Annotated in this window: 14 protein-coding genes and 1 riboswitch; of the genes, 8 read left to right on the top strand and 6 right to left on the bottom strand. The window is 65.2% G+C overall.

From position 1 onward, the window contains the following. Nucleotides 1-17 precede the first annotated feature (17 nt). The 3 genes from ACFZAI_RS23765 to ACFZAI_RS23755 all read right to left on the bottom strand — a co-directional run bounded on the left by ACFZAI_RS23765 (nt 18) and on the right by ACFZAI_RS23755 (nt 2,006). Nucleotides 18-344 carry a type II toxin-antitoxin system RelE/ParE family toxin gene (locus ACFZAI_RS23765; RefSeq protein WP_391569233.1) on the bottom strand — a complete coding sequence of 109 codons (327 nt, stop codon included), beginning with the start codon at nt 342-344 and terminating at the stop codon, nt 18-20. After that, complete coding sequence (locus ACFZAI_RS23760) at nt 341-622, bottom strand: type II toxin-antitoxin system Phd/YefM family antitoxin (protein WP_391569232.1); 282 nt, start codon at nt 620-622, stop codon at nt 341-343. The genes ACFZAI_RS23765 and ACFZAI_RS23760 overlap by 4 nt, the downstream gene beginning before the upstream one ends. 139 nt (nt 623-761) lie before the next feature. Beyond that, entirely contained in the window at nt 762-2,006 is a 1,245-nt protein-coding gene (locus ACFZAI_RS23755; RefSeq protein WP_391569231.1) for a D-amino acid dehydrogenase, read from the bottom strand. A 140-nt stretch (nt 2,007-2,146) separates the two neighbouring features. After that, a riboswitch (glycine riboswitch) is annotated at nt 2,147-2,237 on the bottom strand. A 121-nt stretch (nt 2,238-2,358) separates the two neighbouring features. Here ACFZAI_RS23755 and ampC point away from each other — a divergent pair. Further along, nucleotides 2,359-3,540 carry a class C beta-lactamase gene (gene ampC / locus ACFZAI_RS23750; protein ID WP_391569704.1) on the top strand — a complete coding sequence of 394 codons (1,182 nt, stop codon included), beginning with the start codon at nt 2,359-2,361 and terminating at the stop codon, nt 3,538-3,540. Nucleotides 3,541-3,555: 15 nt separating this feature from the next. Here the strand turns inward: ampC and ACFZAI_RS23745 are convergent, their stop codons facing one another. From ACFZAI_RS23745 to ACFZAI_RS23735, 3 genes are all read right to left on the bottom strand, one after another. Beyond that, a complete protein-coding gene (locus ACFZAI_RS23745) occupies nt 3,556-4,572 on the bottom strand; it encodes a 3-hydroxybutyryl-CoA dehydrogenase (protein WP_391569230.1) in 1,017 nt (338 codons plus the stop codon). Further along, the gene (locus tag ACFZAI_RS23740; RefSeq protein WP_391569229.1) at nt 4,566-5,663 is read right to left on the bottom strand and encodes an NAD/NADP octopine/nopaline dehydrogenase family protein; all 1,098 of its coding nucleotides are present in this window, start codon (nt 5,661-5,663) and stop codon (nt 4,566-4,568) included. Before ACFZAI_RS23740 ends, ACFZAI_RS23745 begins: the two co-directional genes overlap by 7 nt. A gap of 148 nt (nt 5,664-5,811) precedes the next feature. Continuing rightward, nucleotides 5,812-6,822: a helix-turn-helix domain-containing protein gene (locus ACFZAI_RS23735; RefSeq protein ID WP_391569228.1), complete on the bottom strand. Its 1,011-nt coding sequence runs from the start codon at nt 6,820-6,822 to the stop codon at nt 5,812-5,814. 67 nt (nt 6,823-6,889) lie between these two features. Between ACFZAI_RS23735 and ACFZAI_RS23730 the strand changes: the two genes are divergently transcribed. The 7 genes from ACFZAI_RS23730 (at nt 6,890) to ACFZAI_RS23700 (ending at nt 15,605) form a co-directional block, all read left to right on the top strand. Next, entirely contained in the window at nt 6,890-8,245 is a 1,356-nt protein-coding gene (locus ACFZAI_RS23730) for a spinster family MFS transporter (protein ID WP_391569227.1), read from the top strand. Nucleotides 8,246-8,335: 90 nt separating this feature from the next. Next, the gene (locus ACFZAI_RS23725; protein ID WP_391569226.1) at nt 8,336-9,607 is read left to right on the top strand and encodes a Zn-dependent hydrolase; all 1,272 of its coding nucleotides are present in this window, start codon (nt 8,336-8,338) and stop codon (nt 9,605-9,607) included. A 396-nt stretch (nt 9,608-10,003) separates the two neighbouring features. Continuing rightward, the gene (locus tag ACFZAI_RS23720; protein ID WP_391569225.1) at nt 10,004-11,671 is read left to right on the top strand and encodes an ABC transporter substrate-binding protein; all 1,668 of its coding nucleotides are present in this window, start codon (nt 10,004-10,006) and stop codon (nt 11,669-11,671) included. Between the two features lie 56 nt (nt 11,672-11,727). Next, nucleotides 11,728-12,681 carry an ABC transporter permease gene (locus ACFZAI_RS23715; RefSeq protein ID WP_391569224.1) on the top strand — a complete coding sequence of 318 codons (954 nt, stop codon included), beginning with the start codon at nt 11,728-11,730 and terminating at the stop codon, nt 12,679-12,681. Between the two features lies 1 nt (nt 12,682). After that, a complete protein-coding gene (locus ACFZAI_RS23710) occupies nt 12,683-13,579 on the top strand; it encodes an ABC transporter permease (protein ID WP_391569223.1) in 897 nt (298 codons plus the stop codon). Further along, nucleotides 13,576-14,631 carry an oligopeptide/dipeptide ABC transporter ATP-binding protein gene (locus ACFZAI_RS23705; protein WP_391569222.1) on the top strand — a complete coding sequence of 352 codons (1,056 nt, stop codon included), beginning with the start codon at nt 13,576-13,578 and terminating at the stop codon, nt 14,629-14,631. Before ACFZAI_RS23710 ends, ACFZAI_RS23705 begins: the two co-directional genes overlap by 4 nt. Next, nucleotides 14,628-15,605, top strand: coding sequence for an ABC transporter ATP-binding protein (locus ACFZAI_RS23700; protein WP_391569221.1), 978 nt, complete (start codon nt 14,628-14,630; stop codon nt 15,603-15,605). The genes ACFZAI_RS23705 and ACFZAI_RS23700 overlap by 4 nt, the downstream gene beginning before the upstream one ends. Nucleotides 15,606-15,876 lie beyond the last annotated feature (271 nt).

Raw genomic sequence — 15,876 nt, 5'->3', positions numbered from 1 at the left:
CCTTCCGCGGGGGATGATCATTTGCGAAGAGAGCGGATCGGCCGGCGCGACAGTTGCGTCGTGAAGTCTTGCCGGGCATCGCAGAGGATGTGGACGTACACAGTTGTGCCAATAACCTCGGAAATCACGCGGTTGTTGGCAGCCAGAATTTCAAGGAAATGCGTGGCGGGCAGTTCGGGTGGTGCGTGTCCGGACAAAGGGAATGCTTCGAGATTCTCAAGCGCCCTTCGAATTTTGGCGTAGGCGTTTAACCACGTGCGTTGTGAAAAGTGCCGTCGGATGTAGCGTCGGATTTCCAGCAGATCGTCTTCCGCGGAACGAAGAAAGACAATCTTGTATTTCACGCTTCGTCTGCCTTGTCCAAGGCATCGATTCTTGCGAACACTTCCGAAGCCGAGACGACTTGTCCGTCTTCGATATCCCGGCGTCCGTGGGCAAGCAGTTGAAGCAGGGCGATTGTCTGCTCCTGCTCTTCATAGCTTTGGACGTCCATGACGACAAGCTTGGCTTCACCGTTTTGAGTAATCAGCATGGGTTCCCGTGTCTTCGTGAGAGTGGCAACGATCTCGGCAGCGTGGCTTTTGAGATAGGAAATGGGTTTGACCTGGGTTGAGTACTTCATGACCGGATTCTCCTGTCAGACGGGTGGACCGCTTGTAGTCTTAATTCGGTCATGACCGCCGTGGCGCAGAGAAGTGAACACCGATCATGCCCCCCTCCCGCCCCGCCCGCTAGCCTCGGCTTACCGCAATCCCCATCCCTCACCCCACCGGCAACGCACGCCCCACACTCGCCGCCAGCATCTGCGCCGTTGCTGCTGACAGCGTCCAGCCCAGGTGTCCGTGGCCGGTGTTGTAGAACACGCCGGGCCGTTTGCCTGGGCCGACGCGCGGCATCATGTTGGGGGTCATGGGGCGCAGGCCGCACCAGGGCACCACGCGGGCGGTCTTCACGTTGGGGAAGTGCTTGCGGGTCCAGTCGATCAGGGGTTGGACGCGTTCGGCTCGGATGTCCATGTTGAAGCCGTTGAATTCCGCCGTGCCGGCCACGCGGAAGCGGTCGCCCAGGCGGCTGGTGACGATTTTTGCGGCTTCGTCGAGCAGGCTGACGCGCGGCGCGGCGGCCTGGCTTTCTGCGTCGTCCAGGTGGACGCTGATGGAATAGCCCTTGACCGGATAGATGTTCAGCGAGTCGCCCAGTTGCCTGGCGAACTTGCGGCTGGCCGCACCGGCGCAGACGACGATGGCGTGCGCTTCGTGTTGCTCGCGTTGTGTGCCGCCGTTGCGCAGGATGTCGAGCGTATAGGGGCGGCTCTCGCGGGCGCGGCTGTCTCGGCTGATGGTGTCGATGTCGGCGTCTTGCACGAAGGTGACGCCGCGGCGTTCGCAGGCGGCGGCCAGGCCGCGTGTAAATTTGTGAATGTCGCCGGTGGCGTCGGAGGGCGTGTAGAAGCCGCCGTAGCAACCGGTTTGCAGGGTGGGTTCGATGTCACGCGCTTCGCTGCTGGACACCGCGTAGCGTTCAAGCCCGCCTGCTTCCAGCAGCGCGTTCGAGCGGCGCGCGGTGTCGAAGCTGGCGGCGTCGTGATAGATGTGCAGGATGCCCCGGCGTTCCAGGTCGAAATCGATGCCTTCTGCGTCGGCCATGTCGAACAGGTGTTGGCGGGCTTCGATGGCCAGGCGGGTGGTGGCGATGGTGTTGTCGCGGTAGTTCGGAATTTGCGCCATGAACTGCGCCAGCCACGAATACTTGTGCCAGCTGAACTTGGGGTTCAGCAGCAGCGGGGCGTTCTTGCGCAGCATCCAGCGCAGGCCTTTCAGGATGGTGGCGGCGCTGTTCCAGACTTCGGCGTTGCTGGCCGATAGCTGCCCGCCGTTGGCGTAGGACGTTTCCATGGCGGGGTAGCGCTGGCGGTCGTAGACGGTGACGTCGTAACCCAGTTTGGACAAGGCATAGGCGGACGTGACGCCGGTGATACCGGCGCCAATGATGGCGATGCGGGGCATGATGGCTCCAGACGGTGTGGCAGCGGCCCATGTAGGCCGCAGCACCCCATCTGTCTCTGTACCTGAGAGCTTCACCCGCGGCGCTGACGGCGGCGGGTTCCCCTTCGGTGGGCGCGCACGGCGCCTCTCTCCAGATTGTCTAGACTCGCGCAGTCCTGTTGCCTGAGAGTTTCCGGGGCGGTTGCTCCGTCGGCGCTGGCCGCAAGGGCCAGTCTCTTCTACGCGGTTTTAAAACGACGGGGTACAGAATAGCCAAGTTTCTGTCGCATTTGATTCAGGGTTAGTACTATGTTGCCGGCGGCGCACGTGGCTGCCTGATCAAAATAGGACGATAAGAATGCGCTTTCCTGCGATGCGACGCACGATGTTCTTGGCAATGACAGTTTTGTCATCGATGGCGTTCGCGCCGCCTGCGATGGCGGCGCCGTCCGACACCGGCCGCAAGGTCGAGGCTGCGACGCCGTCCGACACGAACCGCAAGATCGACGCCGCAGCGCAGGCGCTGATGCAGGAGCACGGCGTGCCGGGCCTGGTGATCGCCATTACTCGCGACGGCCGTCACGAGTTCCATCCCTACGGTGTGGCCTCGCGGCAGACAAAGGCGAAGGTCAGCCCCGACACGCTGTTTGAAGTTGGCTCGATCAGCAAGACCTACACGGCGACCTTGGCCACCTATGCAGAAGCGCTGGGCAAGCTGTCGCTTGGCGACAGCCCGGCGCGTTTTGTGCCTGCGTTGCAGGGTTCGGAATTTGCCAAGCTCAGTCTGATTCATTTGGGTACGCACACGGGCGGCGGCTTTCCGTTGCAGGTGCCGGACGCGGTGCGCAATGATGCGCAGCTGATCGCCTATCTGAAAGCCTGGACGCCGCAGTACGCGGCCGGCACGCAACGCACGTACGCGAATCCCAGTATCGGCATGTTGGGCGTGGTGGCGGCCAAGAGCCTGGATCAGCCGTTCACGCAGGCCATGGAGAAGACGCTGTTTCCGTTGCTGGGCTTGTCGCACACCTACATCGACGTGCCGGCGGCGAAGATGGGCGATTACGCGCAGGGCTACAACAAGCAGGATGCGCCCGTGCGCGTGAACCCGGGCGTGCTGGCGGCCGAGGCGTATGGCGTGAAGACCAGCGCGCGCGACTTGATTCATTTCGTCGATGCCAACATGAACGCCGCAGGCAACGATGCCATTCATCGCGCGATTCGCCAGACGCATGTGGGGTACTACCGCGTGGGCGACATGGTGCAGGACCTGGCGTGGGAGCAGTTGGCGTATCCCGCCACGCTGGACGCGCTGCTGGCGGCAAACGCCGGCACGCTGAATAGCCATAGCCACCCGGCCACCGCGCTGACGCCGCCGTCCGCGCCGCGCGATGATGTGTGGATCAACAAGACGGGGTCGACCAATGGTTTCGGCGGTTACGTGGCGTTCGTGCCGGCCAGGAAGGTGGGGGTCGTGATCCTGGCCAACAAGAACTATCCGAACGAAGCGCGCGTACGGCTGGCGTATCAGATTCTGGAAGTGCTGATCAAATAGTGTCCGAGCGGGGCGTCAAGACCCTGCTTCGTGGGGGCGGCGGGCACGCGCTGCATCAAAGCGCGGCAGCAGCCCCATCACCTCCAGCCGTTGGCACAGTTCACCCAGGCGTTTCAGCTTGTAGGCGTCCACGTCGACACCGGCGTAGTCGTAAAAGCCCTGGCCATCGCGCAAGCCGTTGCGCCCTTGCTCCATGTTGCGGGCGATGACATCGGGCGCGGCGAAGCGCGGGCCGATTTCGGCGGACAGGTAGCGCGACGCGTAGTAAAGAATGTCGCCGCCGCCCCAATCAATGAATTCCAGCAAGCCCAGCACCGAGAAGCGCAGGCCGAAGCCCAGCCGCACGGCGGTGTCGATGTCTTCGGCGCTGGCCACGCCTTCCTCGACCATGCGGGCAGCTTCGTTCATGGCCAAGGCCTGAATGCGCGGCACGATGTAGCCCGCAGCAGGGGCGCATTGCACCGGCGCCTTGCCGGCTTGCCGCAAGACGTCCAGCAGGCGGTGCAGCGCGTCGTCACAGGTCTTCGGGCCGCGGCTCACTTCTACCAGCGGGATCAGATGCGCCGGGTTCAACCAATGCGCGTTCAGGAATCGTTCGGGGCCCGCCACGAGTTCCGCCAGTTCGGTCACCAGGAACGTGGATGTGGTGGACGCGATGACGGCGTCGGGCGCGCAGGCTTGGCCCAGCCACAGGAAGGCATCGCGCTTGACGTCCAGCCGCTCGGGCACGGCTTCGAAGACGATGCGTGCCGCATGCAGGTCAGCCGCCGCGCTATCGCGGCCGCACAGGCGCACGCGGCGCATTGCGATGTCAGCTTGTGAGGCGTCCAGCAGGCCTAGCCGCGTCATCGTGGCCAGTTCGCGTTGCAGATTGGCCCGCACGCGCGCGTCGTGCTCCGTTTGCTCAGCCGCGCTGCGGGGCTTGATGTCGATCAGCGTCACGTCCCGCCCCGCATGCACATAAGACAAGGCAATGCCTTCGCCCATGCGCCCCGCGCCGACCACGCAGATTCTGTCGTCCATGTTCAGCATCCTTGCGCCAGCAGTTCGGCCATGCCGCTGCGCGACAGGCGATCCAGCCCCAGGCGTTCCAGCGTGCGGCCTTCGGCATAAAGATCGCGGCCGGTGATGGCGCTGGCGACGCTAAGCAGCCCCTGCGCAACCGGGGTCGGCACGCCGGCCCAACGGCCCATCGACACCAGGAAAGACAGGCCCAGCCGCGTGTCTTCCAGCATGTAGCGATGCGTGTGCAGGTCGATGGTTTCCCGCCAGTCGCCGCTGTCGGTGAGCTTGCCGTGCGCGCCGCGGCCGTACATCCATTCGTCGCCCTCGGTGGCGTAATGGTCGGCCAGCGGGAAGTGCGGCGCGGCGTAGCCTAGCGCGACACGGATGGCGATGCGTTCGGCGTCCAGCGCGTCGGTGACGCGGCGGATGGACGCTTGTGTGCCTTCGTTGTGGATGTCCCACTTATCGAAATGTTCAAGTGGCCCGGCGTTCATCATGATGAGCGGCGGGTGGATGATGGGGCCCGCGTTCATCAACGCGCCCGACAGGCCGTCTTCAATGGGTTCGATGCTGGGGTAAGCCTGCTTCAACCGCGCCAACGCGTCGTCCGACAAGCAGCTGGGGAATACGCCCGTGGGCAGCCGCGTGGCGTAGCCGCTGATCACGACCGTGTTCCCGTGCTTGCGCGCCAGATAGGGCAAGGTGCCGGTTTCGGCATAGGCCACGCGCGCGGTATTGCCGGCGTCTTTCTGGGCGCGCGCAAAGACGTAGCTGCCGAACGTGCCGGGCGGCAGGAACACCACTTGCCCGTCTTGCAACAGCGGCGCCAGCAGCGGCGCCAGCGCGTCGTGCGTGGTCGAGGGCAGGGGCACGACAAGCACTTGGGCGTCAGCCACCGCGTCTGGCAGCGAGGCGCTCAGTGCCAGTTGGCCTGGCCCCTTGCCCAGCGGCACGTGGCGCGTGCCGCGATAGTCGGTGACGGTCAGCGCGCCTGCGTCGCGCAAGCCCTGGAAGGCGGCGTCGTCGCGGCGCCACCAGCGCACCTCGTGCCCGCGTTCCGCCAGTTCGGCCGCCGCCGCGTAGCAGCCGTGGCCGCCGCCTATTACGCTGATTCGCATGATCAAAGCTCCTTCGATAGAGCCTTGATCCTAGCGGCGGGGCGCCACGCGACGCTGCGCCAAACGCGCAACCGCCATTCCAATCCGGCAAGGGAATAGGGCGGGCCGCGTAGGTCGGGCCGCGCAGGCCGAGCAGGCGCCGCTTACGCTACGCCCTGTGCTGGCGCAAGGTATCCGACGGCAGGCAGCCGTAACGCTTGCGGTAATGGGTGGCGAAATGCCCGAAGCTGGTGACGCCGTGGCGCAGCAGGATGTCGGTGACGTTGTCGCCCGCGCGCGCCGCTTCCAGCGCGGCATGCACCAGCGTCAGGCGTTGGTTGCGCACATAGTCGCTGGGGCTTTGCTTCAAGAATTGCGTGAAGCCGTTCTGCAAGGTGCGCACCGACACGCCGCAATGCGCGGCCAGATCCGCCAGCGAGATGGCCTCGTCAAGATGATGCTCGATGTATTCCCGCGCGCGCCGCACATGCTGGGGCAGCGGCTGGCCGCGCTGGGCGCGCAGCGATTCGGAATAGTTATGGGGCAGTTGGGTCAGCAGCAAGGCCAGCAGGTAGTCGGAAAACCCCGCCGCCAGCGTCTGCGTAACGCCATCAATGGCAGGGTGCTGGTACAGCCGGCAAAGATAGTCCAGCGTTTCGCGCACGGCGGCCAGGCCCGGCGCGTCGGCATCCACTTCCAGATCAAATACCAGCGCCTGCTTGATGGGGCGGTCAAGCAGGCGTTGCAGTTGGTGCTCTAGCGCTTGGCGCTCGACACGCAGGATCAGGTTGCGGCAGTCTCGGCCAATGCTGATCACGCTGGGCTCGGATGGCGACGAAATCGTCAGGCTGCCCGCCTGCATCAACGCGCTGCGCTTGCCCAGCGTCACCAGCCCCGAGCCTTGCAGCGTGATGCGGATCAGGTAGTAGCTGGCGATGTCGCCGGCGTCGATCTCGACTTCGGCGCCGTAGTGCAGATCAAACAGCGCCGCGTTGCCGAAGAACACGCCGTACAGACGCGACTGCAAGGGTTTTCCCTGGGCGACGCACATGCGATGCGACCAAAGATGTTGGCTGACCTGATCCTTGACCTCGGCGGCGTTGCCCGAGTTCAGCAAGCAATGGCGGTTCAGCGGATAGGTGTCGTTGAACATGCTTTCCTGCGCGGTGGGAACAGTCATTGCGTCCGGCGTATAGAGCCTGGCTGCGCAAAGACCTACAAAAGACGGACAACTACCAGGGAAAAAAATGACTGACGCCACGCTGCCGCAAGTGACGAAACGAAGCTACGCCTACGAGTGGTACGTCGTCGTGATATGCATGCTAGCGTACATATTTTCCTTCGTCGACAGACAGATCCTGGCGTTGATGATCGAACCGATCAAGCACGATCTTCAGCTGTCAGACACGCAGTTCAGCCTGTTGCACGGCTTGGCGTTTTCGCTGTTCTACGCGGTAATGGGCATCCCCGTCGCCCTGCTGGCCGACCGCTATTCGCGCCCGAAGATCATCGCCATCGGCGTGGCGTTCTGGAGCCTGGCGACGGCCGCCTGTGGCCTGTCGCGCAACTTCGCGCACATGTTCCTGGCGCGCATCGGCGTGGGCGTGGGCGAGGCCGCGCTGTCGCCCGCCACCTACTCCATGCTGAGCGACATGTTTCCGCGCGACAAGCTGGGCCGCGCCGTGGGCATCTATTCGATTGGCTCGTTCATCGGCGGCGGCATGGCGTTTTTGATTGGCGGCTACGTCATCAACTTGCTCAAGAGCGTGGACAGCGTGGTGGTGCCATGGATAGGCGCCATGCGGCCCTGGCAGGTGACGTTCTTCATCGTGGGCTTGCCGGGCTTGCTGGTGGCGTTGCTGATTCTATTGACCGTGCGCGACCCGCAGCGGCTGGGCCTGCGCCGCAGCGCCGATGGCCAGGCGAAAAAGCCAACCATCCGCGATACCTTCCGCTTCCTGGGCCGCCACCGCCGCACTTTCTTTTGCCACTACCTGGGCTTTTCGTTTTACGCCATGGTGCTGTTCGCGCTGCTGGGCTGGACGCCCGCCTTTTACATGCGCAAGTTCGGCATGTCGCCCGTGGACGTGGGGTACATGCTGGGTGTGGTGGTGCTGGTGGCCAACACCGCCGGGGTGTTCTGCGGAGGCTGGCTGACGGATGCGCTGGCCAAACGCGGCTACCGCGATGCGCCGCTGCGCGCAGGGGTGATCGGCGCCGTGGGCATGGCGTTGCCGGCGGTGGCGTTCACGCAGGTGGACAGCGTGGGGGTGTCGGTGGCGCTGTTGCTGCCCGCGATGTTCTTTGCGTCGTTTCCGATGCCTACATCGACCGCGGCGATGCAGATCTTGCCGCCGAATCAGATTCGCGCGCAGGTGTCGGCGCTGTTCCTGCTGATATCGAACCTGATCGGTCTGGGGCTGGGCACGACGGCGGTGGCTTTGCTGACCGACCGTTTGTTCATGAATCCCGGCGCGGTGGGGCAGTCGCTGTCGCTGTTGATTGGCGGGGCCGCGGTGCTGTGTGTGGGGCTGCTGGCGGCGGGCTGCAGCAGCTATCGGCAGAGTCTGACGCGCGAGGAAGGTGAGGGGAATCCCTTGTAGGGCGGCGTTTGCATCGGGCTGGTACACAGCGCAGAATCGGGCGAACCTTTGCCGCGAGGTGTCGCGGCCGACTTGTCACCAGGAGTCCCCATGAGCCTTGCCCCCGCACCTGAAACGCTGGCCGACCTGCGCGTGGATGGCGCACGCTTGTGGCAGTCTTTGATGGATTTGGCCGCGATCGGCGGCACGGAAAAAGGCGGCGTGTGCCGGCTGGCGCTGACCGAGCTTGACCGCCAGGGGCGCGACCTGTTCGTGCGCTGGGTGCGCGAGGCGGGCTGTGAGGTGCGCGTGGATGCCATCGGCAATATTTTTGCGCGCCGTCCGGGCCGCAACAACGACTTGCCCGCCGTGATGACGGGCAGCCACATCGACACCCAGCCCACCGGCGGCAAGTTCGACGGCAACTATGGCGTGCTGGCGGGTCTGGAAGTGTTGCGCACGCTGAACGACCAAAACATCCAGACCGACGCCCCGCTGGAGCTGGCCGTGTGGACCAACGAAGAGGGCTCGCGCTTTGTGCCGGTGATGATGGGCTCAGGCGTGTACGCGGGCGCGTTCACCTTGGAGCATGCGCTGTCGCAAGAAGACCGCGAGGGCGTCAGCGTGCGGGATGCCCTGAGCGCCATCGGCTACAACGGCAAGGCCGCCGTGCCGCCGTCCAAGCCAAACGAAGTGGGCGCCTATTTCGAGGCGCACATCGAGCAAGGCCCGGTGCTGGAAGCGGCCGATACCGTGATCGGCGTCGTGACCGGCGCGCTGGGGCAGCGCTGGTACGACGTGGTGCTGACGGGCGTTGAAGCGCATGCCGGCCCCACGCCGATGCCGCTGCGCCGCGACGCCTTGTTGGCGGCGTCGGAATTGGTGCTGGCCGTGAACCAGATTGCGCTGGCGCATGCGCCCGATGCGCGCGGCACGGTGGGCTGGATGGATGTGTTTCCCAATTCGCGCAACGTCATCCCCGGCCGAGTGCGCCTGACGGTAGATTTGCGCGCGGCTGACGACGTGACGCTGTCCGCCATGGACGCCGCCTTGGGCGCGGCGGTGCAAACCGCGGCCGATAACCGGGGCGTGCAGGCGGACGTCGAGCAGGTGGTGTATTTCGCGCCGCAACCTTTTGCGCCTGCGCTGGTGCAGTCGGTGCGGGACGGCGCGCGCGATTTGTCCTTGTCGGCAATGGATGTGGTCAGCGGGGCCGGGCACGACGCGGTGTATGTGGCCCGCGTCGCGCCTACCGCGATGATCTTCGTGCCGTGCAAGGACGGCATCAGCCACAACGAAATCGAGGACGCGCGCCCCGATCACCTGGAAGCGGGATGCAACGTCCTGCTGCGCGCCATGTTGGCGCAAGCGCGGGTCGCATGATGCGTTGACGTGCAGGCTGCACCAAGGCGGCGCACGCGGCGCTGCGTTGGTGCCGTTCAGGCGCGCTACGCCGCAGCCAGGCGCTCTCCACTGGCTTGCGGCGTACCTTCTCTGCGCCATCGGCGCGCCTGCGCCGCATGCTGGTATTCCCTCTGACCGATAGCGCTCCGCCAGTGCTGCTGCCCGCGCCCGCGTGTGTGACGTCGCGTGCACCGTGCCGGGCCGCTCGGGACTATCCCTGACACCGCTGCGAAGTTCTCAAAATGGCACAGATATTGCTTATACAAATTCTGTGTACTAACTCTGTTCACGCGCTTGACACCCTCGCGGGGAATGCGCGTTCGGGGTTGGTTCCTTCATCCGGCTCCTCGCCATGCAAGACATTGGAGAACCACAATGCAGACACGGAGTTTCCGCATCAAATCCCTCGCCGCCGCGCTTGCGCTGACGGCGGCCGGCGCCGCCGCCATTGCCCCCGCGTCGGCGCACGCCGAAAAGGTCTTGCGCATTGGCATGACCGCGGGAGACATCCCCCGCACGCTGGGTCAGCCAGACCAGGGGTTCGAGGGAAATCGCTTCACCGGCATTCCGATGTACGACGGCCTGACGCAATGGGACCTGTCGCAGAAGGACGGCCCCAGCGTGTTGATACCGGACCTTGCCGTGTCGTGGGAGGTGGATGCGGCGGACAAGACGAAGTGGGTGTTCAAGCTGCGACCCGGCGTGAAGTTTCACGACGGCTCCGACTTCAATGCGGACGCCGTGGTGTGGAACGTGGGCAAGGTGCTGGACAAGAGCGCCCCGCAGTTCGACGCCAGCCAGGTGGGCGTAACGGCCTCGCGCATGCCCACGCTGAAGTCGGCGAAAAAGATCGACGACCTGACGGTAGAGCTAGTCACCACCGAGCCGGATTCCTTTCTGCCGATCAACCTGACCAATCTGTACATGGCGTCGCCCGCGCACTGGAACAAGAAGCTGGCGGACGTGCCTGCGTCGGTGACCGATGCCGCCGAGCGTTCGCAGAAGGCTTGGGCCGCGTTTGCGGCGGACGCGTCCGGCACCGGCCCCTTCAAGATGGCCAAGTTCGTGCCGCGCGAGCGCTTGGAAGTCGTCAAGAACGACCAGTACTGGGATGAAAAACGCCGGCCGAAGATCGACCGCGTGGTGATGCTGCCCCTGCCGGAAGCCAACTCGCGCACCGCGGCGCTGATGTCCGGGCAGGTGGACTGGATTGAAGCGCCCGCGCCCGATGCGTTCGACACGATCAAGGGCCGCGGCTTCATCATCTATTCCAACGAGCAGCCGCACGTGTGGCCGTGGCAGTTGTCGTTCAAGGAAGGCTCGCCGTGGCTGGATGCGCGCGTGCGTCAGGCCGCCAACCTGTGCGTGAACCGCGGCGAACTCAAGCAGCTGCTGGGCGGCATGATGGCCGAGCCCAAGGGAACGGTGCCGCCGGGCCATCCGTGGTGGGGCAACCCCAAATTCGACATCAAGTACGACCCGGACGCGGCCCGCAAGCTGATGACGGAAGCCGGCTTCTCCAAGGCCAAGCCCGTGAAGGTGAAGGTGCAGACCTCCGCGTCCGGCTCCGGCCAGATGCAGCCTTTGCCGATGAACGAGTTCGTGCAGCAGAACCTGAAAGACTGCTACTTCGACGTGAGCTTTGACGTGGTCGAGTGGAACACGCTGTTCACCAATTGGCGCAAGGGCGCCAAGGACCCGTCGGCCAACGGCAGCGACGCCATCAACGTCAGCTTCGCGGCCATGGACCCGTTCTTTGCCATCGTGCGCTTTGTCAGCACCAAGACCTTTCCGCCGGCCTCCAACAACTGGGGCTACTTCGGTAACGCCGAGATCGACGGCTTGATCAAGGATGCGCGCACCACCTTCGCACCCGCCGAGCGCGACGCGGCGCTGGCCAAGCTGCACGCGCGCGTGGTGGAAGAAGCGCCGTTCGTGTGGATTGCGCATGACGTCGGCCCGCGCGCCATCTCGCCGAAGGTCAAGGGCGTGGTGCAGCCCAAGAGCTGGTTCATCGATATCGCCACGATGTCGATGGATTGATCTTGAACGCGCTGGACGCCGCGCTGCGGCGTCCAGCGCCCTAGCCGGTGACGCCTATGCTGTCTTACCTTATCCGGCGCATCGCGTACGCCCTGCCCATCATGGTGGGGGTCGCGCTGCTCTGTTTTCTGCTGATTCATCTGGCGCCCGGCGATCCGCTGGTCTCCATTCTTCCGCCTGACGCGTCTGCTGACCTGCAACGGCAGCTGATGCAGCTCTACGGCTTTGACCGCCCGCTGGTGGAGCAATTCGCCGCTTGGTTATGGCGCGCGCTGCATGGCGATCTGGGCACGTCGATTGCCACTGGCCGGCCCGTGGCCGCCGAGGTCTTCAAGGCCGTGGGCAACACCTTGCGGCTGGCATGTCTGGCGACCTTGCTGGGCTTCATCGTGGGCGCGTTCCTGGGGTTCGTGGGCGGCTACTACCGCAATTCGGTAATGGACCGCGTGGCGTCCTTCGTGTCGGTCATAGGCGTCAGCGTGCCGCATTACTGGCTGGGCATGGTGCTGGTCATCATCTTTTCCACGCAACTGATGTGGCTGCCGCCGACCGGCGCGGGGCCGGGCGGGTCAGGCGAGTGGACGGCGGACTGGGCGCATTTTCGCCACATGATCCTGCCGGCCGTGACGATGTCGGTGATTCCGATGGGCATCATCGCGCGCACCGTGCGCGCGCTGGTGGCCGAGACGCTGTCGCAGGAATTCGTGGTGGGCTTGCGCGCGCGCGGGCTGACCGACCTGGGCGTGTTCCTGCATGTCGTCAAGAACTGCGCGCCCACGGCGCTGGCCGTGATGGGCCTGCAACTGGGCTATCTGCTGGGCGGCTCCATCCTGATCGAAACGGTGTTCTCGTGGCCCGGCACGGGCTTCCTGCTCAACGCCGCCATCTTCCAGCGCGACCTGCCCTTGTTGCAGGGAACGATTCTGGTGCTGGCGTTGTTCTTCGTGATCCTGAACCTGGCGGTCGACATCCTGCAAGGGCTGTTCGACCCTCGTATCGAAAGGAGCTGATATGACGGAATCCGTTGCCAGCCTGACCGCGGCGGCCGTCACGGCCCCCGTGGCGCGGTCGCCGGGCTATTGGTCCAACGTGTTGCGCCGCTTGCGGCGCGACCCGCTGGCGCTGACCGCGGGCGGCGTCATCCTGGCGCTGATCATCATCGCCATCCTGGCACCGTGGATCACACCGGCCGACCCGTTCCAGGCGTCGATGCTGAAACGCCTGCGGCCCATCGGCACTGAAGGCTACCCGCTGGGCGCCGACGAACTTGGCCGCGACATGCTGTCCCGCCTGATGCTGGGCGCGCGCCTGTCGCTGTTCATGGGCATCGTGCCGGTGATTGCCGCGTTCGTCGTGGGCAGCGCCATCGGCATCCTGGCGGGCTATGCGGGCGGCTGGACCAGCACGCTGATCATGCGGGTGGTGGACGTGTTCTATGCGTTTCCGTCGGTGCTGCTGGCCATTGCGCTGTCAGGCACCTTGGGCGCGGGCATCTTCAACGCCATTCTGTCGCTGACCATCGTGTTCGTGCCGCAGATTGTGCGCGTGGCCGAAAGCGTCACCACGCAGGTGCGGCGCAGCGATTATGTGGACGCGGCGCGCGCATCCGGCGCATCGCCCTTCACCATCGTGCGCGCGCATGTGCTGTCCAACGTGCTGGGGCCCATCTTCGTGTATTCCACAAGCCTGATTTCGGTGTCGATGATTCTGGCGTCGGGCCTGTCGTTCCTGGGGCTGGGCGTGCGTCCGCCTGAGCCGGAATGGGGCTTGATGCTGAACACCTTGCGCACCGCCATCTACACGCAGCCGTGGGTGGCGGCGTTGCCGGGCGTGATGATCTTCATCACGTCGATGTCCTTCAACCTGCTGTCCGACGGACTGCGCTCGGCCATGGAGGTCAAGGAATGAACGCTGTCATCGACGCGGCGCGCGTCACGCATGAAGACGTGGGCGGCCCCGCACAGCCCTTGCTGAGCGTGCGCGGTTTGATCAAACATTTTCCGTTGAAGCGCGACCCCTTATCGCGCGGCCGGGGCGGCAACGCCGTGCGCGCCGTGGACGGCGTGGACTTCGATGTGAAGAAAGGGGAAACGCTGGGCGTGGTGGGCGAATCCGGTTGCGGCAAGTCGACTACCGCGCGGCTGGTCATGCAGCTGATCAAGCAGGATCAGGGCGAGCTGGTGTTTGACGGCATGGCCGTGGGGTCGCGCGCGCTGGCGCTGCGCGAATTCCGGCGGCAGACGCAGATGGTGTTCCAGGATAGTTATTCGTCACTGAACCCGCGCATGACCATCGAAGACTCGGTGGCGTTCGGCCCGCTGGTGCATGGCAGCGCCAAGCGCGACGCCATTGCGGTGGCGCGCGGGCTGCTGGGCCGCGTGGGGCTGGACGCGCAACGCTTTGCCGGCCGCTATCCGCACGAACTGTCGGGCGGCCAGCGCCAGCGCGTGAACATCGCGCGCGCGCTGGCCTTGCATCCGCGGCTGGTGATTCTGGATGAGGCGGTGTCGGCGCTGGACAAGTCCGTCGAAGCGCAGGTGCTGAACCTGCTGCTGGACCTGAAAGACGATTTCGGGCTGACGTATATGTTCATCAGCCATGATCTGAATGTGGTGCGCTACATCTCTGACCGCGTCATGGTGATGTACCTGGGCGAAGTCGTGGAGCTGGGGCCGGTGGATCAGGTGTTCGACGCGCCGCGTCATCCCTACACGCAGGCGCTGCTGCGTTCGATGCCGTCGATGGAACCCGGGCAGCGCACGGAATCGGCGCCCTTGTCGGGCGACCCGCCCAACCCGATTGATCCGCCGCCGGGTTGCCGTTTCCATACGCGTTGCGCGTTGGCGCGCGCGGCCTGCGCCGCACAAGCGCCCGCCATGACGCAGCTAGACGGCCACGCCGTGCGTTGCCTGATTCATCAACCCGATTCCGGCTACGCCGCATCAGGAGCGCTGGCATGACCGCGACGACATCCCCCTTGGTCAGCATCCGCAACCTGGAAGTGGCGTTTCAGGCGGGCGCCAAGACCGTGCATGCGTTAAACGGCGTGAACCTGGAAGTGGGGCGGGGCGAAGCGGTGGCGCTGATCGGGGAGTCGGGCTCTGGCAAGAGCGTGACCCTGCGCGCGCTGATGCGCTTGCATCCGCCGCGCCGCACACGCATCCGCGGTGAAATGGTGGTGGACGGCCGCGACGTCTTGGCGATGAACGCGCGCGAGCTGGCCGCCATGCGCGGCCCGGTGGTGTCGATGGTGTTCCAGGAGCCGCTGCTGGCGCTGGACCCGGTCTACACCGTGGGCCGCCAGATCGAGGAAATGGTGCGCCGGCATACCGGCAAGAGCGCCGCGGAGGCGCGCGCGCGGGCGCTGTCGCTATTCGAACGCGTGCGCATTCCCAGCCCCGAGCGCCGGTTGCAGGCGTACCCGCATGAGATGTCGGGCGGCATGCGCCAACGCGCCATGATTGCGCTGGCGCTGTCCTGTAACCCGAAGGTGTTGTTGGCCGACGAACCCACGACCGCGCTGGACGCCACCGTGCAGATTCAGATTCTGCTGTTGCTGCGCGAACTGCAACGCGAGCTCGGGCTGGCCATTGTGTTCGTTACCCATGACATCGGCGCCGCCGCCGAAATTGCGGACCGCGTGGCCGTGATGTATGGCGGGCGCATTGTGGAGCAGGGCAGCATGGCCGACCTGTTGCGCGCCCCGCGCCATCCGTACACGCTGGCGTTGCTGAAGGGCCGCGCGCATGGGGCCATGCAAAAAGGGCAACGGCTTGAAACCATTCCAGGCTCCCCGCCCGACCTGGCCGCCTTGCCGCCGGGGTGTTCGTTTGCGCCGCGTTGCAGTCTGGCGGAAGCGCGATGCCTGGCGAGCGTGCCGGACATCGTGCCGGTGGCGGCGGGGCATGAGGTGCGCTGCGTCCGGGTGGCGTAGGGCGGGAACAGAAAGCGTGGCGTAGAGAGCGTGGGTGGGCGGCGGGGCTTGGACAGCGTTGGGTAGCGGGGCGGCGTAGGGCGGAATGGGGGGGCAGCGCCGCTCGGGACCGGTGTTCGACCCGGGCGTCGGGGGCTGGCAAAACTGGGGCGAAAGAGGAGCGGAATACAGGGGCGGAAAATAGGGTCGGAGCATGGCGGCGCACCCTGGCCCCGTTAAACCTGTTTCAACCCATCACCGCCCGTAGCGGGCCATTCGCCAGATGCCCCCT

It is taken from the genome of Achromobacter sp. NPDC008082 (genome assembly GCF_042957345.1).
Taxonomy (GTDB): domain Bacteria; phylum Pseudomonadota; class Gammaproteobacteria; order Burkholderiales; family Burkholderiaceae_B; genus Achromobacter; species Achromobacter kerstersii_A.
Note: the sequence above shows the minus strand (reverse complement) of the source record. Positions and strands in the feature narration are given on the sequence as shown.